Annotated in this window: 21 protein-coding genes; 15 read left to right on the top strand and 6 right to left on the bottom strand. The window is 22.7% G+C overall.

Translation table 4 applies throughout. The features are described 5' to 3' along the window. Positions 1-14 precede the first annotated feature (14 nt). The 5 genes from AACK83_RS01215 (at position 15) to AACK83_RS01195 (ending at position 7,668) form a co-directional block, all read left to right on the top strand. Complete coding sequence (locus AACK83_RS01215) at positions 15-1,712, top strand: hypothetical protein (protein ID WP_338958876.1); 1,698 nt, start codon at positions 15-17, stop codon at positions 1,710-1,712. Positions 1,713-1,715: 3 nt separating this feature from the next. Beyond that, positions 1,716-4,304: a hypothetical protein gene (locus tag AACK83_RS01210; RefSeq protein ID WP_338958874.1), complete on the top strand. Its 2,589-nt coding sequence runs from the start codon at positions 1,716-1,718 to the stop codon at positions 4,302-4,304. A 144-nt stretch (positions 4,305-4,448) separates the two neighbouring features. After that, complete coding sequence (locus AACK83_RS01205; RefSeq protein ID WP_338958872.1) at positions 4,449-5,081, top strand: hypothetical protein; 633 nt, start codon at positions 4,449-4,451, stop codon at positions 5,079-5,081. Next, positions 5,057-5,527 (top strand): hypothetical protein, encoded by a 471-nt coding sequence (locus AACK83_RS01200; RefSeq protein ID WP_338958869.1) that lies wholly within the window; start codon positions 5,057-5,059, stop codon positions 5,525-5,527. Before AACK83_RS01205 ends, AACK83_RS01200 begins: the two co-directional genes overlap by 25 nt. Positions 5,528-5,640: 113 nt before the next feature. Next, positions 5,641-7,668, top strand: coding sequence for a hypothetical protein (locus AACK83_RS01195; RefSeq protein ID WP_338958867.1), 2,028 nt, complete (start codon positions 5,641-5,643; stop codon positions 7,666-7,668). A gap of 130 nt (positions 7,669-7,798) precedes the next feature. Here AACK83_RS01195 and AACK83_RS01190 read toward each other — a convergent pair whose 3' ends face one another. After that, positions 7,799-8,140: a hypothetical protein gene (locus AACK83_RS01190; RefSeq protein WP_338956834.1), complete on the bottom strand. Its 342-nt coding sequence runs from the start codon at positions 8,138-8,140 to the stop codon at positions 7,799-7,801. 59 nt (positions 8,141-8,199) lie between these two features. Continuing rightward, positions 8,200-8,499, bottom strand: a complete 300-nt coding sequence (locus AACK83_RS01185; RefSeq protein WP_338956837.1) for a hypothetical protein — start codon at positions 8,497-8,499, stop codon at positions 8,200-8,202. A gap of 298 nt (positions 8,500-8,797) precedes the next feature. On the opposite strand from AACK83_RS01185, the gene AACK83_RS01180 reads away from it, so the two are divergent. Next, positions 8,798-9,919, top strand: coding sequence for an Mbov_0401 family ICE element transposase-like protein (locus AACK83_RS01180; protein WP_338956840.1), 1,122 nt, complete (start codon positions 8,798-8,800; stop codon positions 9,917-9,919). 223 nt (positions 9,920-10,142) lie between these two features. On the opposite strand, the gene AACK83_RS01175 is transcribed toward AACK83_RS01180, so the two are convergent. Beyond that, the gene (locus AACK83_RS01175) at positions 10,143-11,207 is read right to left on the bottom strand and encodes a hypothetical protein (RefSeq protein ID WP_338958865.1); all 1,065 of its coding nucleotides are present in this window, start codon (positions 11,205-11,207) and stop codon (positions 10,143-10,145) included. Positions 11,208-11,728: 521 nt separating this feature from the next. Here AACK83_RS01175 and AACK83_RS01170 point away from each other — a divergent pair. The 5 genes from AACK83_RS01170 to AACK83_RS01150 all read left to right on the top strand — a co-directional run bounded on the left by AACK83_RS01170 (position 11,729) and on the right by AACK83_RS01150 (position 17,010). Next, positions 11,729-12,847, top strand: a complete 1,119-nt coding sequence (locus tag AACK83_RS01170) for a hypothetical protein (RefSeq protein WP_338958863.1) — start codon at positions 11,729-11,731, stop codon at positions 12,845-12,847. A gap of 2 nt (positions 12,848-12,849) precedes the next feature. After that, positions 12,850-14,544, top strand: coding sequence for an ATP-binding cassette domain-containing protein (locus tag AACK83_RS01165; protein ID WP_338958860.1), 1,695 nt, complete (start codon positions 12,850-12,852; stop codon positions 14,542-14,544). An 87-nt stretch (positions 14,545-14,631) separates the two neighbouring features. Beyond that, complete coding sequence (locus AACK83_RS01160; RefSeq protein WP_338958857.1) at positions 14,632-15,750, top strand: ABC transporter permease subunit; 1,119 nt, start codon at positions 14,632-14,634, stop codon at positions 15,748-15,750. Positions 15,751-15,752: 2 nt separating this feature from the next. Then, on the top strand, positions 15,753-16,667 hold the full coding sequence (locus AACK83_RS01155; protein WP_338958854.1) for an ABC transporter permease subunit: 915 nt from the start codon (positions 15,753-15,755) through the stop codon (positions 16,665-16,667). Positions 16,668-16,806: 139 nt separating this feature from the next. Next, positions 16,807-17,010, top strand: a complete 204-nt coding sequence (locus AACK83_RS01150; protein WP_338958852.1) for a hypothetical protein — start codon at positions 16,807-16,809, stop codon at positions 17,008-17,010. Positions 17,011-17,191: 181 nt separating this feature from the next. On the opposite strand, the gene AACK83_RS01145 is transcribed toward AACK83_RS01150, so the two are convergent. Further along, positions 17,192-19,030, bottom strand: coding sequence for a hypothetical protein (locus AACK83_RS01145; RefSeq protein ID WP_338958850.1), 1,839 nt, complete (start codon positions 19,028-19,030; stop codon positions 17,192-17,194). Next, complete coding sequence (locus AACK83_RS01140) at positions 18,949-19,425, bottom strand: hypothetical protein (RefSeq protein ID WP_338958848.1); 477 nt, start codon at positions 19,423-19,425, stop codon at positions 18,949-18,951. The genes AACK83_RS01145 and AACK83_RS01140 overlap by 82 nt, the downstream gene beginning before the upstream one ends. 356 nt (positions 19,426-19,781) lie before the next feature. On the opposite strand from AACK83_RS01140, the gene rsmG reads away from it, so the two are divergent. The 3 genes from rsmG to AACK83_RS01125 all read left to right on the top strand — a co-directional run bounded on the left by rsmG (position 19,782) and on the right by AACK83_RS01125 (position 22,199). Beyond that, complete coding sequence (gene rsmG / locus AACK83_RS01135) at positions 19,782-20,477, top strand: 16S rRNA (guanine(527)-N(7))-methyltransferase RsmG (protein WP_338958846.1); 696 nt, start codon at positions 19,782-19,784, stop codon at positions 20,475-20,477. Between the two features lie 78 nt (positions 20,478-20,555). Further along, a complete protein-coding gene (locus tag AACK83_RS01130; RefSeq protein WP_174480209.1) occupies positions 20,556-21,320 on the top strand; it encodes a ParA family protein in 765 nt (254 codons plus the stop codon). A 63-nt stretch (positions 21,321-21,383) separates the two neighbouring features. Then, positions 21,384-22,199 (top strand): ParB/RepB/Spo0J family partition protein, encoded by an 816-nt coding sequence (locus tag AACK83_RS01125; protein WP_338958841.1) that lies wholly within the window; start codon positions 21,384-21,386, stop codon positions 22,197-22,199. A 62-nt stretch (positions 22,200-22,261) separates the two neighbouring features. Here the strand turns inward: AACK83_RS01125 and AACK83_RS01120 are convergent, their stop codons facing one another. After that, positions 22,262-22,429 carry a hypothetical protein gene (locus tag AACK83_RS01120; RefSeq protein WP_252319837.1) on the bottom strand — a complete coding sequence of 56 codons (168 nt, stop codon included), beginning with the start codon at positions 22,427-22,429 and terminating at the stop codon, positions 22,262-22,264. Positions 22,430-22,569: 140 nt separating this feature from the next. Between AACK83_RS01120 and AACK83_RS01115 the strand changes: the two genes are divergently transcribed. Further along, positions 22,570-23,202, top strand: a complete 633-nt coding sequence (locus AACK83_RS01115) for a hypothetical protein (protein ID WP_338958838.1) — start codon at positions 22,570-22,572, stop codon at positions 23,200-23,202. Positions 23,203-23,426: the final 224 nt, after the last annotated feature.

The following is a 23,426-nucleotide window of genomic DNA, read 5'->3' as shown; positions in this document are numbered from 1 at the left end:
GGAAATTAAATGCCATGCCAATTGGTACAACTAGTACAGCAATACTTTTAAACATAAATAAACCAAAACATACTAGAACAAGTAACCAACAAGAAAATAAAAGTTTTTGATGAGAAATTTTAGAAATGATTGGTGTACAAGTAATTGCAGTAGCACTTGCTCCTTTTACTGGTGGATTAAGTGAAAGTGTAGCCCTTGGATTAGGTGCAAGTGATTTTATTGCAAGTACTATTAATTTTGGTATTTATGCTACAACTGATTTTACTATTAATCAAGTTTATGATTATTTAAAAGGAAATGTAACAAAATTAAATACTTTCTTAAATTTATTACCTGCATTTGCTGGACTTAATAAAATTAGTCGTGGTTATCGTACTACTAAATTTATTAAACTAGCACAAGAAACTAAAACATTAAAACAAGTTGGTATTAAAGAAGCCAAAAATTTACAAGAAGTTATTAGTCAAGTAAGTGGAAAAGAAATTTTAACAGATAAAATTATTGGTAATAAACGTTATTTAATGAATTATAGTTTTACTCCTAATCGTGAAACAGTATTACGAGATTTAGGTTATGTTGCTGAAAGACAATATAAAAATAATTTTCAAAAATTAGAAGCACAAGAATTAAAAGATTATTTATTATTACAAAATACATTAATAAAATTAAGTCCACAATTAACTCCTAAATTTAAAATTAAAGATATTGAAAAAGCAAATAACTTTTTAAAAAAATTTAATACTGATTTAAAAAAAGTACTATCTATGAACCAACATGATTGATTAAATTTAGTTCATACAATACATTCAGAAAATAGATATGGAAAAACTTTAATTTTAGATTTACAAAAAATTCGTGCTAATTCTATTAAATTTAATTTTAAAAATAATGTTATTCATCAACTTGTTTTAAAAGCAAATCAAAGTTTTAAATATTTTGATATTAGATTTTATTTAAAAAAAGGTTTAAATAAATTTTGAAAAGATACACCATATTTTGAAAAAATAAGAGAAAGTATATATAAATTACAAGAAAAATTTGAAAAGTTAGAAAAACAAGCATTTGAAAAAATTAATAAATTAAAAGAAAAAGCAACTGATTTATTTACTAGTGCAGAAAAAAGAGCAATTAAACATGCACAATTAATTCCATTAAATTCACCAGTATTTATGGGTTGTAAAATTCAACCTTTGTCATTAGATAAATGTGCAATTACTATTTATCATCGCAATCCTAAATATAAACCAATTACAGTTGTTGATAGTATTCTTAAAGCAAAAACTTTTGTTACTCAAATACATCCATTTCATTGATATCGTTGATATAGTGGTTGATACATTGGTTATGGTATTAATCGTAATAAATGATTAAAAGCAATAGCATTTGCTCCACCAGTGGTACAACAAGTAATTAGAGATAGTTTTAAAGTATATAGAGAAATATTTAGAATAATAAGAACTTATCATAAAGTAGTAAATGTTATTAATAACCCTATTGAAAATATTAATAAATCATTTAAAAGTGTTGGTTTAAAATTTTCAGTTAATACTTTATTTGGCACTGGACTATTACATCATTTAAAAAAATTTGCATATAGTCAAGTTGTAGAAAAGGGTAAGAAAAAGTTGCAAAAAGAAATTGAGCATATAACACATAAAAAAACAAAAAAACATACTCATCATTATAAACAAGCATTTTTTAAGGAATGATAAATTATGATTAATAAACTTTGAACTGATGTCAGTCTTGAAAATTATAATAACTGATATCCATTAACTGGAAAAATTACAGAAACGCCACAGCAATACATACAAACATGACCTAATGTTAATGATTGATTTAAAACTTTTGCTATTCGTGCTCAAAATGATATTAATGCTTATCTTGATTTTATTTTATCTAAATTTCCTTTTGATAGTTTTAAAGATGAATTAATTAAAGAAACATTAAGAGATATGGTTTATGTAATGGTTGAACATTGAGTATTTAATCGTACACCAATTGAATTTAATGTTGATGCTACTATTCAATTTAATAATGGTAGTCAATTTAGTGCAAGTAGTACTCCTACGATTAATGTTTGAGATTTAGCACCTAGTAGAATGAAAATATGAGCAAGATTAACAGAATTAAAACAAATATTTTCAAGTTATAATGATGATGAAATAGATATTGAAAAAATTGACTTAAAAGCATTTTATACTAGAAATCAAGTTGATGAATTAATTGAACAACAAAAAGAATTTACATTATCAAAACAAATTAAATTATATGATGATTTAGTTGATGATAATGAAAATGAAATATATAGAGGTCCTGTTAGTAAATTTGTTAATAAAGGTTATGTTGCAACAGATTATGATAAAGAAACTGAAACAATGATTTTAGATTGACCAGATGAAATTGGAACATTACCACCAGAAGCATTACAAAATAATCCACAAATTGGTGATTATACACATGCACCAACTTGTGATTTTTCTGCTAAACAACAAAAACGAATTACTACAAATGAAAATAATATAACTAAATTGAATGATGAATTAACTAAAACTAATGAAAGTATTGATGATATTAAAAATAATTGATTTAATATTGAAACTAGTCCATTATGAAAGAAAATTAATAATGATGATTTTTATTTAGATAAATGAACTATAATTCTTTGAGTAATTGATTTACAAGATAAAAATGATAAAAAAATAGTTAATACTCTTAAAAAAGAAATAAAATTTTTATTAAATAACAATGAAAGTTATAATACAAAATCAATCATTCAAATAATATCATGAGAAGAAATGACAACAGTAGCAGATGCTACTAGAAGCGTAACTTTATTTTATGATTATAGTACAAAAAAAATTTTATTCGAAGTTTCTCCTACTCCTCCAACAATAGAATTTAATACAAATGTAATTAATCAAATTGAAGTATATCAATATCAAGGAACTGGAATACCAACTGAATTTATAACAGAAGAAGGTACTGAACGTGATTATTATACAAAACTAGAAACTAATAATTTATTAGATAAAAAACAAAATAAATTAATTGCTGGTACTAATATAACTATTGATGAAAATAATAAAATTAGTGCTTCTGGTGGTAGTTCAGTTGCTGAAAATAGAATATTTAATAATAAAGATGATAAAGAGAATACTACAAGATTAGTTAATGAAGTTATTAAAACTAATGTTGGTGGTAAAACTTTAATTTATAGAAATAATCCAGTTATAACTGATGATTTAGATATTCCAAATAAGAAATATATAGATGATAAAATACCTAATTTAGATAATTATTACATAAAAACAGAAGTAGATAAAAAATTAGAAGATACAGAAAAAAAGTTTCCAGTAGCATTTCAAATAAATGCTGTAAGTCAAAAAATTCCTAATTTAGAAACTACTAATAAAACTATTGGTGGTGCTATTAATGAATTAAAAGAAAAAATACCTAATTTATCTGATTATTATAATAAAACTGAGATAGATAAAAAATTAGCAGATTTTAAAATTATTAAATGAAAAGTAATAGGTAATAGAATTGATGATAAAACATGAAAAATTACATATGCACCATTATATCAATATATTTATCGAATATTTGTAACATGAGAAGTTGCAAATGAAAAACCATTAGACCAAGGTTATCAACAAGTTATATTTTTTAAATCACCAAGAGTAACGGGTACTGGTAATTGAAGAATTGCTTCGGGAAAAATTGGTAATAGTGATGCTACATTAAATATTAATTTTGATAATACAAATTGAACTTTAACTTTAAATGGTGGTAATGGTGGAGCAATTATTAATTTTGAAGTATTAGAACAAGCAGATGATAATGTTTATCAAATTAATAGTAAAACATTAAATATTATTTCACCTGAAAAAATTGATATAGAAAAACCTATTAAAATTAATTCATATAGTTTAGAAACTAATGAAATTAGAGAAAATGAATGAGATATTGAATTAAAAAATAATCCAACACCAAATATTCCACAATGAAAAGAAGTAGGAACAAGAGAAAAAAATAAATGAGATAATTGACAAATTACTTATGATTTTCAAGAGAATAAACATTATAGAGTTTATTATTCTTGAAGTATATATAATCCAGTTTATACTATTCAAGAATTTATTATAACTGATAAAAAAATTGCTGGTGTACAAATACAAACCTTTAATGATAGTGCTAATATAGTAATTTTATCAGTTCAACATGCAAAATGGATTACTATTTATACTGGAAAAGGTAATTTAAAAGGTAATGTATGAAAATTAGAAGAATTACAGGAGTAATATTATTTTTTTTAAAATTATAAAAATTATTTTAGGTTTAATAGGAGTAATTTTATCATCAGCAACAGCAGGTTTAATTATATTTATCATTGTAAAAATCATATTAAAAATTAATCAAATATTTTAAGAAAGGTGGTGAATATTATGTTAGGTAAATTTTTTAGAAAAGATAAAAGTAATATTAGTGATAATCAAAATGAAAAAGTAAAATTTTTAAATAATAAAAATAAAAGTACTCATGCTTCAATTTTAAATTATTTTGGTTTTAATGATTTTAATCATGAAACTTATTTCACTGATTTTGTAGCAGAAAATAATGCTAATTTATATAATGCTCCATTAGATATTAATAATGAAACTATTAAAAAATACTTAATTCAGCAAGAATTTTATAGAAAAAATTGAAATTCTATTTTTAAATTAAGCAAATTAGGAATTAGTGGTTATTTAATTTATATTGCTAATGATGATTTATATTTTCAAGTAGTAGATATACAACAAAGAGTTTATGATATTGGTGGTAAATTAATTCAATGTACTATTTTTTATGATAGTTATCAACAAAATGCACAAACTGTAAGATTATTTGAAATTTATACATTAAATAATGAACAAGTAATAATTAATCGCTCAATTTATAGTATTAGTGATAATAAAAAACAATTTCCATTAGATTTTAAATCATTTATTAATAATCCTAATCTATTACAAGAACAAACATTAAATATTAATTATATACCACAATATCAATTATGCGAAATAAAGCAAATGAGTTAGCAGATTGTGATAAAGTAATGGATAAAATTAAAGCATTAGATGTTATTTATGAACAAATTGTTTTAGATACCATTTTAAATTCACCTAAATTTATATTTAGTCAAACTTATGGTAATGTTCAATCAACATTAGAAGAAGCAGTAAGAACATTAGTTACTAAAAACTATATATTTAAAAGTGGTGGAGATAATAATGAACAAAACGAAAATATCAATATGACAAATAGTAATTTTAAAGGTAAAAATTTAACTGATATATACGATTGAAATGTTAATGAAATATTTAAACGTTGTGGTATTCATATACCAAGTCAAAAGAAATCTGCACAACAATCAGTTCCCGAAAGTACAGCTGTAAATATTTCAACTATTAATTATATTGAACAAAAATTATGACAATTTAATATTGATATTCTTAAATTTATTCAAATATTAGTGTGTTGATAAAGACTTATTAAATAGTAAAACCTTTAATATTAATGATGAACAAGAAATTAATAACTTAACAGTTAAATTAAAATTATTTAATCCCGAAAATAACCAATTAATAGGAGAGAACAATGGAAAACAACAACAAACCACAAACGAAGTTTCCACAGAAACAGAAACAAACTAAACTTAATCAGGCAGAAGTAGAAAATGATTATTTAATTGATAATATTCCTTATGATTTTACTAATATGATGAGTGCTACTAGTGACCCAGATATTAATAGAGCATACGATGAATTTAAAAAAAGAACTATATATATTTATGAAATTGAACGTTTATTTAAAAATAATGAAAATAATAGTTTAAGATTTTCAGCAAATACTATTAAAATAGGTTTTATTGATATTGATAAAGTATTAAAAACTATTGCAGTTGAAACATCAGACTTTACTATGCAATTAAATCAAAGAGCTAGCACAAATATTAATGATAATACTATTGAATATAGTATGACTGATATTAAAAATTTAATATTTCAAGAAATAAATTTATTAAATCAATTTAAGTTATATGCAGTATCTATTAATGAACCATTAACTGAAAATAATATTGATAACTTATATATAATTAATAATTATTCACAACCTTATCAAAATCCAAAAACAAGAAGTACTAAAAGTATTACTATTATTAAAATTAAAGATTTTAAAACAAGAGATGGTTATCCCATTATTATTAAATTACAAAAACCATTAGATAAAGATACAAAAGTTATCGGTTTAAAAATTAAAGCCCCTAGAAGCATGATTTTCGATAATATAAAGGTACTTGGTGAAGTTGACAATATGGAAGTATACCCAAAATTATTTGTTAAAGATAAGATAGCATTTCCCCTATTATCAATGCCTATTGAAACTCAACCAAAAGTTAGAATATTACAACAATGATTTAGTGAACAAATATTACCTTGACATTTAGCAAAACAATTTATAGAACAAGAAAAATCAGTTTTAGATTTAATTACTATTGGTGGTGGAAGTGAAACAAGAAAAGAAATTATTAATAATGCAAGAGTAACTAATGCTAAAATTGGTTATGATGTTACTAAAAATTCAAAAGTATGACCATTATCTGATGAACTAGAATTAAAAGATACAAAATTAGAGTCATGATTTTTAGCAGGTAACTATAATTTATTTATTTCTACAACTAATAAATTTCATGATGTTGAACTAGAAATAAATGATAAACCACCAATTGATAGTTTACAACAACTATTATTAGACATGTTAAGTTACACATATAATTATAATCGTAATTTTGATGGAGCATCATTAGACCCAACAAAATCACCAAATAAAATGGACATGTTAAGAGGAAAGTTTGAAAATCAAAAACCCGATGAAGTAATAACTAATTTATTTAAGCAATGAAAATTAGATTATCCTAATTATATTAATTTAGAGCAAGTGAAAATATTTAAACAACTAATTATTATGTTATCAAATAATATTTATTCAAGTATGTCAATTAATAAAGGTTTAAATGATGATAATAAAATATTGTTACCTTATTATTTTGAATTAAAATCAAATCCAATACATCCTACTAAGGAAGATATTTGACAATTTAAAAATGCAAAAGTGATTTTAAAATCAGCATATTTTGATTTTACAGATATAAATAACATTAAACTAAAAAATAATGATATTAGTCAAAATGAATTATTTAAACTAGATGATAATCAATTTAATTGATTATCTATTACAAATGAATTAGAAAGTAATAATATTCCATCATTAATTCCAGCAGATTGAACACTAGGTAATGGAGAATATGGTAAATATTTTACAAGAGCAATTATTGATAAAAATAAAATTAAAAATGCTTTAAATTTATATGGTTCAAATAAATCTCAATTATTTTCTAAATTAGAATTTTATAAAGAAATTATAAAAATTGATAATAATAATGAATTTGAATTACAAATTGAAAATCCGATTAATAATTTAAATCGGATTGAAATTAGTGGGATATTTGGTGCTGGTAATTATAATTTAATTTTAATAACAGATAAAGAAGAAATAGACTTAAAAAATATTAATTTATTTGATAAATATAACGAAAATATTTCTTATATAAATTTAGAAGTTTAATTATCAAAGTAACCTTTTCAATATTTTCCATTTCATTTAATATCTACATCATGTAACTTTTTATTTGAGCAGTATAAAGAATAATAAGAACCATTATACATATTAACTCATATTGGAGCATTACATAATACTACTGTATGGTCTGGTTTTTCATAAGAATTAAATTTGTTATTTTCATGGGTAAGCAGCCCCCCATGATTAATCCTATTGTTCCAGTTGTAGCACCAGTTAGTGCTAATGCTAATGTTATTTTACTTAAATTTGCTTTTATTCATGTTTTCATAATAAATTTCTCCTTTTTATTTTTTCTTAATTTTTCAGAAGTTTTTAATCATTTTGGTAATAATTCATGTTCTAAATTAATTGCATGATTTTCACAAAGAAAAAGACTAAATGTTGTTGATTTTAATTCTAATAAAACAATATTACTTCATTTGTTATTACAATTTTTACTTTGACAAACAACATTCATTTTTCAAAATCTTTTTTAAAGATTTTAAATTAGTTACAACTTTTAATGATTTTCCTTTACTATTTTGCATTTAAATTCTCCCTTTTTAAAATTTCTTTTCCTGTTTGACTAAAACTAACTTTGGGATTTATTTTTTTATTTTCTTGGTGAATAAACTCTGCTGCTTTTAAATTAACAAATTCTGTATGTAATTTTGGATATTTTCTTCATTTTTCTATTGTTGCATTTGGAATTCATTGATTACCAATAAAATCTGTAAATTTAATATTATGCTCATTACAAAAAATATCATATTTTTTATTAAAAAATTCTTTTCTTTTATTACAATTTATTATTAAACATTTATTTATTTTGCTCATTTAATTACTCCTTTTTTCCTTGATTTTACTTATAAATTGTACTATTTTTGATTATTTTTACAAGTATGCTTTTAAACTCAAAATAATGCCTAAATTAAAGGTGTTTATTTTGTGATACCTATACTATTAATTATATTGAAATTGTTTGTTATATTTTAAATATGAAAGTGGTTTTTTAAATAATTTTTATTTTATTTAAAATTACACTTATATATTTATATAATAATTAAGTAAATTAATTTTTTAAATATATTTACAATAAATTTAGATTTTTTTAAAATAGTTAGGAGAAGTAAATGTGAATTTTAATTATAAATGAAATTTTAGAGAACAAAGTGCAAAAATTGATAAATTAGTTTTAGAACATATAACAAAAAAATGAGAAAAATGAGATTGAAGAATAAAAAATACAAGAGATAAAAAGAAATATAAAATTGTTGATTATCAATATCGAACAAGAAAAATAATGTATGGATTAGTAACTTATAAAAGAAGAATTTATGAATATTTTGATGAAAAATTACAAAAATGAGTTCGTGTTTGTTTAGTTGATGAATGACTAGAATTACCTAAATATAAAAGAATTGGTGAAGATGTTGAACAAACTATTATTGAATATTTTGCTGATGGAAAAAGATATCATGATATTTGTGCTATTTGTAAAAAAGCAGGTATTAGTGTTAGTACTGTTCATAGAGTTTTTAAAAATTTAGAAGTAATTGAAGCAAATCCAGTAAAAGTAAAATTAGAAAAAAATCAACCTATTTTTGTAGCAATTGATGATGGACATCGAAAGTTTTGAGATTTTAAACGTAAAGGTATAAAACACTCTATGAGATTAATAACAACATATACAGATAATATTAATCATAAAGTACAAAATAAAAGAGTAAAAGCAATTATTAGACCAACAAGAACAGCAATTGGAGTTAAAAAAACTGCTGAATTTGTTAAAGAACATTGTCAAAAATTTTATGAAAATGTTGAACAAGCAAAAATAATTATTTGTGGAGATAGTGCTGGATGAATTAAAGATGTAGCAGATTATCTTGGTGCTGAGTTTGTTTTAGATAAATTCCATTTAATTAGAACATTATATCTTGGTATAATGGCGGGAAATAAAGGAAAATATTGAAGTGAATATAATAATTGTAAAGATTTCATTAATAATGGTCAATATGAACAATTAATTGATTATTTATATAAAGAATTAGATAATCATAAAAAGTTAAAAAAACAATATTTTAAAAATAATAAAAAAGGTATTGTTAATCAAGGTGCAAAATGAAATATTGGTTGTTTTACTGAAACAAATATTTGACATGTTTTAAAAGAAATGATTGTTAATAGAACATATAGTATTTTTATTTATATAAAAATGGTTATTTTTAAATGTAATCAAATAAATTTAAAAACATAATTTTACTTATTTTAAAATAAAAAATTAAAAAAACTTATTAAATTAAAAGTTAATAAGAATTTTTGTTATATATTTATGTTAATTAAATTATTAAAATGTTTTTATAATTTATAAAATTGAGTATTTTAATTGTAATATTTTTAAATTAGTAGTAAGATAAATTTACAATTTCATAAAAATCCAAATTATTTCTTGTCTAAATTTATAATAAGACTACAACGATTTAATTTATTCCGGATTTTTGATAATCTCCCGAAGAAAAAAAAGTTGTTATAAAATAAATTTTATTATTGATTGGTAAAATTTCTTCATGGATGTTTTTTATTTTTTTTAAGTCTTTATTTTTAATATTTTTTATTTCTTCTTCGAGTGTTAAAATTTGATCATCAAATTTTCTTTTTTCATTTAAAGATGTAGTTTTATTTATTTTATCATTTAATTTTTCAATTTCTTTTTCTTTTTTATTAATTTCTATATTTTTATTTTTAATATCTTCATTTAATCCGACTGTATAAGAAACAGGCAATCCCTTACTTAATGAATTTAGTGGTATAGATTCTTGTTCTAAAATTTTTTCTTTTTCATCTATTTCTGCTTCTAATTTAATCTTTTCTCTTTTTCAAATATTTTGTTCTCTAATTTGTTTTCTTGTAATATTTTTATTTTCTTTTGGACTATTATTTTTTAATTTTTCGTTTTCTTCAATTATTTTTCTTTTTTCTAAAATTTCTTTTTTTATATTTTTTTGTTGTTGTTTAAGTTCTTGTAATTCTTTTTTTTGATCTTGCAACTGATTTTTTAAATCTAAAATATCTTTATATTCATCTAAGATTGTTACAGCATTATATTTAAAATTGTCGAAGTTAATATTTTTTTGTTTTTCTTGTTCTAATGACTCAATTTTATTTTTAAGTTGCTGATTTTCTTTTGTTAGTTCTTTAATTTTTTTTGATTTATCTAATGATTCTTTTACTGATTTTGCATAAAGACTACTTATTTCTTCTAATTCATTAGCTGTTTCTTGCATATTTTCACTCTCTGTTAAAATAATAGAAACTGTCTCTGGATTTTCTATATGACTTTTTGATGGGTTATCATTAATTATTACATCTGTTAATTGATTATTAGTGTTATTAATTTTATTAAATTTAAATGTTAACCCACCATGTCTTTCTTTTTTTCTTCCTTTTTTATTTTTAAATGTAGAATTTGATTGGTTTAAAATATCTTTCATTTCTTTTTGTGCTGTTATTTTTTGAAATATTTCTGATTTATTTTTGTTTGCCATTTTAATACCTCCTTTTAACAAAAAAATCCATTTACTTTCCTATAAAAGTAATTGGTTAAAACTTATGTATACTAATAATAATTGTATATTATCAAATTTTATGTATTTTACAATTAATTAATTTATTATTAAAAATAAATATAAAGTATGTAAAATTTATATAAATAAGTCAAAGTTAATAGTAAATAATTTATTTTTTTTGTTTTTTAAAATCATTCAAAAATTAGAATTTCAAATAAATGATCTAGCAAAAGATATAAATAAGAACGTAAATGCGACTAAAAATAAAATTAAAATTCCTCATCATTACATTTTAGGAATAACAAAAGAAAATAACTTTGAAAATAATAACAAACCAAATATTACTATTAATAAAATTAATTGTCATAAATCCTTTTTATCTATATTCTTTATTATTTTTTTAATAAACCGTTTAATTAATTTGCAATAAATTGATTGTTTGATATTAAACTAAGATTTCTTGTATAATTATAAATAAGTATTATTAGTAGGTGGTTTTTATGTTTCGACGTTTTCTATTATTCACTATAATTTTGCCAACAATAACTACTATTAGTAGTAGTATTTATGCTTGTACTTGGAATTTACAACCAACAGTTTTATTAATAACAAGTTATCAACAAGCACAAAATCAAAACATTTATGACCGACTTGTTTATCAAAAGTTACAAACTTTTTATGGTAAAGATCATGTAGTAACATTGTTTAGTTCTCAAGATGATAATTATTATGCATTAATGTTGAGGAACTTTTTATCTACATATAATATCAAAAAAGTTTATATTTTAAATCCTAGTTTTCAAAAGTATATTCCACATCATAGTGAAACTAGTAGTTATTCTACTAAAAACTTAATTAGAGTATTACAACAATTTCAGAATGTTAAATTTTATTTTTTTAATAATATTATTGCTGATACGGTTAAAGTCACTAATAATATTTATGATATTAGATATAATACTGATAACGTAACTAGTAGCCATTTAAATTATGGCAGTAAAATTGCTGAACATTTTCAACAAAATGTTCAGGATGGAATAATAAATAAAAAATATAACTTTGATGTTGATGACAACGGTAAATTGATAGTTAGAATTGGTATTATTAATAATATTGGTATTGATTATGATCAAACTATTTTGAATCAATTTGCTGAGATAATTAATGGTATTGATAATCCAAAAATTACATATAAAATTATTTATGCTAATCCTCATGATAGTTTTGTAACAAGTAATATTTATAGTGCTGATAGTGTTGCCGGTGTTGGTCAGATTGCCCAATCATTATATGAAACACATGGTGTTAATTTTATTATTAATACTAATTATTGATATAACAGTATTATTGCTTATACTGCTAGGTTAATATCTTCCCGTCCAACTTATAGTAAAACTATTAGTTTTATTGGATCTAATGTCATTAATAATAATGATTATGTTTATGATGATATTAATTATTTAGCTTTTGGTTTTATGCCTGGTTTGGAAATTTTTGATGAGACATTTAACGAAGAAATTAATCCTAATTTTAAAATTATACCTAGTGCTTCAGAAAGTAAAATCCAAACTTATGGTGTTAATAACATTGATTTTACTAATCAGTATGGAGATATATAATTATGGAAAAAACAATATTGAAGTTACAAAAAATTAGTAAATATTATGATACTCGTGTTATATTTGAAAATGTTAATTTAGAAATAACACAAGAAATTCATGCCATTGTTGGTAATAATAGCGTTGGTAAATCAACGTTAATTAGAATGCTTGCTGGTTTTGAACAACCTTCTAAAGGAAAAATTGTTATTAATAGTTTAAGAAAAGGATGTTATTTTCCTCGTGATCCTAGTGAAATGCTTTATTTTAGAATGGCTTATGCTGGTCAAGAAGATTTTTTCTTAGACAATCTTACTGTTAAACAAAATATTATACTTGGTAATGAACCAACTATTGCCAAAATTTTTCCTAATTGAAAAGAAGCTGAATTTAAAATTAATAATTTAATGGAAAAATATAAAATTAAGCTTAATTTAAATAAGAGAGTATCAACACTTGCGATTGAAGAATTAAAAAAATTATCTTTGCTTCGTGCTTTATTCAAAGAACCTAAAATATTATTGTTAGATGAACCAACTGTTGGTTTATCTGATAGTCAAAAAGTAGAGTTTTGAATGATTTTTAAAACATTTCGTAATGAAGAAATAACGGTCCTTTTCACAACTAGAGATGAAGAATTTGCTAAAATGGTTGCTAACCGAGTATCTTGAATTGAAAACTTAAATATTGGTAAAACAAAAGTAATGAAATTAGAAGAAAATACTAAATTATTTACAACTAATTATTGAGGTAAGATTTTTAATTATAAAAAGCCAAAATCGATAAATTCAGTACCAATGCTTTATATTGATAATCTTTCTTTGAATAAACCTAATATTTCAAATTTTCATAAAATTGAATTTGCAATTCGCCCTGGTGAAATATATGGTATTTATGATTATGAAAACCTTTATAGCGAGGTTTTACTTGAAAGTATAGTACGTATGATTAAAACGCAAACAGGACGCATTTTTTTTCAAGAACAAGAAATAACTTATTTTAAACCGCAAGAAATTAGTAATTTAGGAATTGATTGAATATCTGGACATTATAGTAATACTGCTATAATTCCTGATGCCACTTTATTTGAAAATTTTACCTTTTGAAATTATAATAAAGAAAAATATGTAACTAAATCCGGAGTTGTCAAAACAGCCGTTGTTAATAAAAAGGTACGAGAAATTATTAAAAAATATCAAATATTTAACGATAATAATATTTTTATTAAAATTAATAAATTATCAAAAGGAGAAATGCAGAAATTTGTATTAGCAAGAAGTATTGAAGAGCAACCACAATTATTAATTTTATCTAATCCATTTTCTGATTTAGATGAAAATTCTTCATTATTAATTATTAAAAAGATAATAGAGTTACGCGAAAGTGGCTCAAGCATTTTAATTATTGATACTGATCCGTACTTATTACAATTATTGTGTCAACGAGTAGCAGTTATTTATCACAAACAATTTGTTTGTAAATTGGAAAATAAAGATGTTAAAGTTGAAATAATGAACAATCCAGCACTATGACATGATTATCCTATTACAAATGAAATAATTGTTAAAACTGATAAAATGTATCAATTACCACAAACAAAGTGAAGTTTGAAAAAGAAAAAAATAATTAGAACAATTAATTATTTGAAAAGACCATTTGTCAAAATTACTAGTTGAATTAATAAAAAAATGGAAAATATTAGGTCAAGGTTGGGTTAAAAGATGTTGGAAAATATTAAAAAATGAAATTTTTGATTAGTGGGTACATTATTATTACTAATAACTCTATTTTTTGTTAGTTTATTAATGCTATGTTTACAAGTTAATCCATTATCATTTTGGAAAACTATTTTTATTAATCCTTTAACTAATTTAGTAAGTTTTAGTAATTTAATTGAAACATATAGTATATTAATATTAACAGGATTAGCAGTAGCTATTACTTTTAAGTATCGTATTTATAACTTTGGAGTTAGTGGTCAAATGTTATTTAGTGCTATGGTAACATATGTATTGGCAGTAGCTATTTATAAGAGTGGTGGTCATAGTCAATGAATTACTCCTTTTCTTTTATTAATTGCAGTTTTAATTGGTGGTTTAGCCGGTTTAATTATTGCAATTTTAAAAACTTATTTTAAAATTCATGAAATTATTAGCACTATTTTATTTAATTTTATTGCTTGAGAAGGATATAAAGGTTTAATAGCCAGTAATGTTTATCATAACTTAAACATTCCAACGCAAATTACTAATATTAGATTTTCATTAATTAGTGGACCTTTTAGCATTAGTAATTTATTTTCTGCTGGTATTATTATTGCTATTATTGTCTTATTAATCGCAATTATTATTTTTAATAATCGCACTCTTGGTTTTAAATTAAACGCAATTGCTAAAAATCCCGTTGCTGCAAAATATGCCAGATTAAATCCTCAATATCAGGGTTTAATAATTTTACCAATTTCAGGAGCGATAGCAGGAATTGCTGGTTATCTTTATTTTTTAGGAGTTAATAATAATTTACCTTCGCTTTCTGCTCCAATTCAAGAAGGATTTTATGGGATAGTAGTAGCTGCTTTAGCGGGATATACACCAGGAGTTATTTTATTTTCATCATTTTTTATGAGTTTATTTATTAGTCCTATTGAAAATAATGCTTTTATGTATTTGAAAAATCCAGAAATTGCAATAATAGTATTATCAATAACCATTTACATTATTGGTATTTATCCTTTTATTTGGCATTACTTAACTCATTCTATTGCTATTAAAGAATATTTAATAAGACTAAAAAAGAAGCTAATATGAAAAAAAGAATTAATTAAGGATGAACAACAAAATGTTAAAATTGTTAATGTTGAATCAAAATCTTCAAAAATTTTTAAAAAAAAGAAAATATTTAAAAGGAAAAGGAGAAAAAAATAATTATGTTACTCTCATTTTCAACAATTTTAGTTAATACATTATTATTTGCTTGTCCATTATTATTGTTATGTACAGGTGGAATTTTAAATACTAGAGCAGGAATTGTTAATTTTGGTTTTGATGGTATTATGTGTACTGGTGCTGCTACATATTGTATAATTGTTTCACAATTAAAAAATAATTTTGGTGGTGGAGTTGCAATTTTGGCATTTTTTATAACTATTATCATCGGAATTGTATTTGGTTTAATTCATAGTTTAGCAACCTTATTGTTTAGAACAAATCAATTTTTAGTATCAATGGTTATTAATTACTTTGGTTATGGATTAGCAGTAATTTTACCATTAACATTTACTGGAGAAATAAATTATTCATTAGCAAGTATTTATATTTATCAATTTTCTTGAATTGCAATTTTGGTAACCTTTTTAGCAATTTATATTTTTGCAGCTATTTTGTTTTTAACTAAGCTTGGATTATACATTAGAGGAATTGGTGAGAATCCAACTGCAGTGGCTTTAAATTATATTCATGTTCGTCGTTCTCGATTTTATATTTCGCTATTTTCTAGTTCTTTAGCTTGTTTTTCGGGTGCTTTATTTGTTTATGTACTTCCAAGTACTTTTATTTATAGTAATAATTTTGCTGGTATTGGATTTTTAGCAATTGCTTTATGAATGATGGCACATAGTAGATTTTTTTTAACTTCTATTATTTGTTTTATTTTTTCTTTTTTATATCAGTATATTAATGCTTCACAAACATTTATAGTTATTAGTAATAATATTCCAAGTTGATTATGAGGAATGTTTCCATATTTAATAGCATTAGTATCATTAATGATTTTTCGTCCTAATACAGAATTGGTAAAAAGTTGAGCGCAACCTTATGTTAAAGCAGGTAGAAAATGACAATAAAATTATATGCTAGCAATATTTTAAAACCTTTATCAGGTTTAATAAATATAATGTTTTAAATGTTTTTTAATAAATTCAGTTTTTATTTTTATTCTGTATAATAAATTTATTAAGCAATGAAAAAGGGGAATTTTAAATTATGGTAAAAAACTTAAATGACAGTTTTGAGAAATTGATTGAACAGAACAATGACAGTTTAGAAAAAATATTAAAAAAAAGAAAAACATTTAAAAATAATGAGAAAAAAATAATTAATAAAATTTCTAATATTAACTATCAAAAAATTAATGATGATGAAGTAATAAGTTTTAAATCTAAAAAAAATAAATGTATAGTAATGTAAATTAGATTAAAGCATTTATTTTTTAAGAAAATATTTTTTATAATTTGTATAATAATTTTTTAAAAAAAGATTGTTAATTACTAGTATTTATTAATAAATTTATTAGTTGTTATATTTGGAACTTGGGTTTCATATTTTGTTATTTCTTCATGCAAAGATTTTGATCATTTAAGGTGTGAATTTAATGGTTTCACATTTTGTAATAATATAGATTCTTTATATTCTTGATTTCCACCACTAAGACTTTGTTTTTTTGTGCTTCTTGTTGGTAAATTTTTTTTGTTAAATCTTTTTTAGATTTGGTTTTTTGTTCTTGATTTTGATATTTATTAATTAATAATTTTAATATTTTTCTTTTTTCTGGACTTAATGCTTCCATTTTTCTTGGACTTAATGCGGGTATTTGTTCTTTTGTGAGTGCTTCTATTTGTTGATTTGTAAGTCAACTAATTTGTTCTCTTGTCAATCCTTCTATTTGTTCTGATGTTAGTGCTTGTATTTGTTCTTTTGTGAGTGCTTGTATTTGTTCAATTGTAAGTGCATATATTTTTTTTGAAATAATTAGTGCTGAGATTTGTTTTGTTGTGAAATATGGTATTTGTTCAATTGTAAATGCTGGTATTTGTTCTTTGGTAAAGGATTGAATTTGTTTTTCTGTAAAAACTTGTATTTGTTTTTTGGTAAATGATTGTATTTGTTCAATTATGAATCATTGTATTTGTTTTGAAATTATTCCATTTATGTATTTAATTGGAAACTCTTGTATTTGTTCTGGTGCAAATGATTGTATTTGTTCTTTTGTGAGTGCTTGGATTTGTTTTTCTGTAAATACTCTATTTTGTCTTGGTGTTAGTGCTTGTATTTGTTCAATTGTAAATCAACTAATTTGTAAAATAGTTAATGAGGGTATTTGCTTTGGTGTTAGTGCTTGTATTTGTTGATTTGTAAATATTTGTATTTGTTCTTTGGTAAATTCTGGTATTTGTTCATAATCAATTCATTGAATTTGTTGTGTTGTGAAAGCTTGGATTTGTGAAACTTTGAATTTCTTAGTTCATTGTGATGTAAACATTATAATTTTATTGTAGTTAAGTGAACTTATTTGTTTGGTTGTCAAAGCTTGTACTTGTGAGATTTTTAAATAATAAATTTGTGAATTTGTAAATCATTGGATTTGTTGTGTTGTGAAAGCTTGGATTTGTCTTGATGTTAAGATAATAGTTTGTGAAGTTTTAAATGACGCTATTTGATTTTCTGTAAAAGATTGTATTTGCGAGACTGTAAATGCTGGTATTTGTTCTTTGGTAAAGGATTGAATTTGTTTTTCTGTAAAAACTTGTATTTGTTTTTTGGTAAATGATTGTATTTGTTCAATTATGAATCATTGTATTTGTTTTGAAATTATTCCATTTATGTATTTAATTGGAAACTCTTGTATTTGTTCTGGTGCAAATGATTGTATTTGTTCTTTTGTGAGTGCTTGGATTTGTTTTTCTGTAAATACTCTATTTTGTCTTGGTGTTAGTGCTTGTATTTGTTCAATTGTAAATCAACTAATTTGTAAAATAGTTAATGAGGGTATTTGCTTTGGTGTTAGTGCTTGTATTTGTTCTTTAGTAAATATTTCAATTTGTTTGATTGTGAATGCTTGTATTTGTTTTTTAGTAAATCAAGAAATCTTATCTTTTGTGAATACTGCTATATGCGTTTCTGTAAATTGTGGTATTTGTTTTTTAGTAAATCAAGTGATTTGTCAAACAGTAAGTGCTGCTGCTTGTTCGCTTGTGAGTGCTGGTATTTGTTTTTTGGTTAATGCTTTTATTTGTATTTCTGTAAATGATGCTATTTGTTTTTTTCTAAGTCAAGTAATTTGTAAGTTTGTGAATCATGATATTTGTTTTTTGGTGAATCAAGAAATTTGTAAAGTAGTAAATGATTCTATTTGTTTTTTGTCAATGATTGAATTTGTAATTTTGTCAATATTTGGATTTGTTCAATGGTGAATCAAGTAATTTGTCATTCTGTAAATGCTTGTATTTGTCTTGGTGTTAAAATTACTATTTCTTCAGTTGTCAATCTCTGTAATTCTTTTTTTGTGAGTATTTCAATTTCATGTGTAGTTAATTTATTTATATTTTGTAGATTTATATCTTTTTTTTCTTCATTTATTTTAATAAATAGTACTTCTCTTTTCATTTTATTTATGAAATGTGGTTTATATGTATTTATTGATTTATTAAATAAAACCTTTGATAATTCTTGTGATTTTAGAAAATTTTGATATATTTCTTCAAGTTTGTTTTTATGTTCTTGGATAGGATTTGTTCAATTATTAATTTGTATACTGATTAGGTTTAATGAATTATTATTAATAGATTTTGTTAGTTCGTTTGAAAAATTAAGTAAAATTTTCATTTTTTTATTTTTCCTTTCAATGATATAAATTAAAACATAAAAACTCATTTACTTTAAATTAAGCAATGAGTTAAAAAACTTTTATAATTTTTTAATAATTCTTATTATATGTGTTAATTATATTTGAGTTTAAAGAAAATACAACGAAAATGATATTTTAAAGGTTTTAAATTATTTTTAGTAATATTTAATTTTGAAGGATAGTAGTTATGTGATAAAATTTCAAACATATACTAAAAAAACATTATAATTAAATATAAAAATATAATTAAATATAATTTAATTATTTAAAGCATTATATTTATAGTCTACTTTAAATAAAGTATTTTATTAAATGATTGATTTAGGAGTAAACAATGAATAAAAATTGAGCTATAGGTTTAACTAATTTAACTTTAACCCCAATAATGGAACAACAATTAAGTCAGTATTATAAAATTTTAATTGCTAAAAATAAAAAATATAACTTAACAACGATCATTGAAGAAATGGAAGTTTATTATAAACATTTCTATGATTCTCTTTTAATTAGTAATAATATCATTTTGGAGGATCAAAATATTTGTGATGTTGGTAGTGGTGCTGGTATACCAGGAATAATTTTAAAAATTTGTTTTCCCAAATTACAATTAACTATTATTGAATCAAATACAAAGAAATGTCAATTTCTAAAAACAGTAATTACTGAACTAAACTTAGAAAACGTTTATATAATTAATCAAAGAGCAGAAACATTTGCTCATCAATATCGTGAAACATTTGATATTGTAACAGCAAGAGCATTAGCACCGCTAAATATTTTAAGTGAATTATGTTTAGGATTAGTTAAAGTTGAAGGATTATTTATTGCTTATAAGGGTCTTAAAGTTGAAGAAGAACTTGCGTTGGCACAAAATAGTATTAACACAATGGGTGCAAAGTTAATTAATCAATTTACTGTTCAATTACCAAACAACTATGGTCAAAGAACAATCCTTCATTTTCAAAAATATAAATTATGTGCTTTAAAATATCCAAGACCTTATCAACAAATTAAAAGTAAACCTTTGTAAATAATATTAATTAAAATTAGTGTTAAACTTAATTAGTAGGATAAAATATTAGTCTATTAATTTAGAAAGGTAATTATTATGGGCAAAATTATTGCAATTGCTAATCAAAAAGGTGGAGTTGGAAAAACAACTACTGCTACTAATCTTGCTGCAGGTTTAGGTATAAAAAATAAAAAAGTGTTACTTATTGATTTGGATCCACAAGGTAGTGCTACTATTTCAATGGGTTTTGCTGCTGATAAAGTTGAACAAGATATATATGATGTTTTAGTACATGATGTTCCATTGGAAAAAGTAATTAAAACTGAAGTTTGTCAAGGAGTAGATTTATTACCATCAACCATTTCTTTGGCGGGAGCCGAAATATTTTTATTAGAGCAATCTCGTAATAAAAGAAATATTTTATTAGAAAAATTAGAACCCGTAAAGGAAGTATATGATTTTATTATTATTGACTGTCCACCTAGTTTAGGATTAGTTAATCGTAATGCTTTAGCTTCAGCTAATTCAGTTATTATTCCATTGCAAGCTGAGTTTTATGCATTAGGTGGTTTGGTACAATTATTATCTACTATTCGTTTAGTACAACAATTATTTAATCCCAATTTAGAAATTGAAGGGATTTTATTAACTATGGTTAATATTAGAACAACTTCTTCTGTTGAAGTTATCAAAGAAATTCAAAAAAATTTTAGAGAAAAAGTTTATAAAAATTATATTCCAAGAAATGTAACTCTAAGTGAAGCACCAAGTCATGGTAAAAATATTTTTAGTTATCGGCCACGTTGCAGTGGTGCTATTGCTTATCAAAGTTTAGTGAATGAGGTGTTAAATAATGTCTAATGATAAAAAAATCGTATTTCTGCTAAAGGCTTAGCATCAATTTTTGGTGAAGGTTTAAATGATTTGATAACTAACATTGAAAGTTCACCAGAAATTGCTAAAACTTTTTCACAAACTATTTCTCTTGCAAAAATTATTCCTAATCCATATCAACCGCGTGTAGTATTTAATGAACAAGAAATTAAAGAACTAAGTGATTCAATTAAAATTCACGGTTTAATTCAACCAATTATTGTTAAAAAAACGATAACAGATGGTGTTTTTCAATTAGTTGCTGGTGAGCGTAGAACTAAAGCTGCAAAATTAGCAGGTCTAACAGAGATCTCTGCAGTAACTATTGAAGTAACAGATCAACAATTAATGGAATTTGCTTTGATTGAAAATATTCAACGTGTTGATTTGAATGCTTTTGAAGAAGCACAGGCATATCAAACTTTAATTAGTAAAATGAAATGAACTCAAGAACAACTCTCACAAAAAGTTAATAAATCACGTAGTCACATTGCTAATACTTTACGAATTTTGCAATTGCCAGTAGAGATTTTACAAATGCTTCAACGCAATGAATTAACAATGGGTCATGTTAAACCGTTATTAAGTTTAGGCACTAATCTTAATTTAATGGTAACTATTGCTAAAAGGGCATATAGTGAACAATGGAGTGTTCGTAAGGTTGAAGATGTTATTAAGATGCAACAATTAAGTTTAAATCAAAAACAAAATGTTAATAAAAAGTCAGATCTTCATTTAGTAGCATTAGAAAATACTTTATCAAGAACTTTATATACTAAAGTAAAAATCAATAAAAAACAACTAATCATCAATTATAGTAATCATAAAGAATTAAATCGAATTTTAGAATTTTTAAAATTAATATAAATTTAAAATGAGTATAAATGTTTTAAAACATTTATACTCATTTTTTATCTTGTAAATTTATTTTATGATATTTCTCTAAAAGGAAATATTAATCCTGAATTAGTATAGATAATTAAGTTTGTAATAAAAACAAATAAGATAGACAAACCAATTGCAATTTTACTTATACCTAGTATGATTAATAACTTTTTTGATATATCATGAGGATAAGTTAAAAGTTTCTTTTCCATATTTTCCTCCTAAAAGTTATATTTATTTTTAAGCCTTACTTATTTATAATTATATACTATTGTAAAAGTTTTTATCATTATATTTGATGTTATAATGTTATTTAAAATAATTTATTTTAACATTGAAAGGAAAATTAAATATGCCAGAAAAAGATAAGAATACGTTATTTAAACGTATTATTTTTAGAAAATATAAAGATGAAATTGATTGAGTAAAAATGATTAATTGTTTGTTTAAAAAAAGAAAAATTTTTGAAGAAGATGTAGCAATTTTAACCGAGTTATTTAATGAAAAAAATAATGATTGATTAAAAAAGTTTAATATTTCTGAGGAAGATGCAGTAATTTTAACTAAATTATTTAATCAAAAAATTAATAATTGATTAGAAAAAGAACAAATTTCTGAAGACAATGTATTGGATTTAACTGATTTGTTTAATGAAAAAATGAATATAAATGATGAAACTACTAAAGTTATTGAAATTGCTAAGTTACTTAAAAAGGCAGAAGATTTAAATAGTATACATGAAATATTAGATGAACTTCCTCCACGTTATTTTCTTGTTGATAACTGAGAAGATACTGATGAAGAAGATATTGAAAATGAAAGTAAAATAATGACTTCAGAAAATAGCTGTTTAAATAAAGAAGAAACTGTATCTATTTCCAATAGTCAAAAAGCATTTTCTAAACAAGATATTATCGATAGTGGTATATGCTTAGATACTAGTTTATCTACTTCTGAATTATTGAGATCATTTACTGCTATTTAATTGTAATAGCATTAATATAAATAAATTAAAAAAACTAATTATACTAAAATTAGTAATCAAATTAAATATTAAAGATATTGAAATAGTTTTTAATTGTATTTTTTTTAAAAATATGTATAATCCTAAATATTAAAAGTTAATTTCTTTTAATATTATTTAATTTTAAAATTTAAAAGGTTATAACATACCACCTTGATTTTCAGATCAAGTTGGTATTTTTTGTT

Source organism: Spiroplasma endosymbiont of Tiphia femorata (assembly GCF_964020225.1).
Taxonomy (GTDB): Bacteria; Bacillota_I; Bacilli_A; order Mycoplasmatales; family VBWQ01; genus Spiroplasma_E.
The sequence above is the reverse complement of the archived record's forward strand: the minus strand, read 5'-3'. Positions and strand labels throughout refer to the sequence as shown.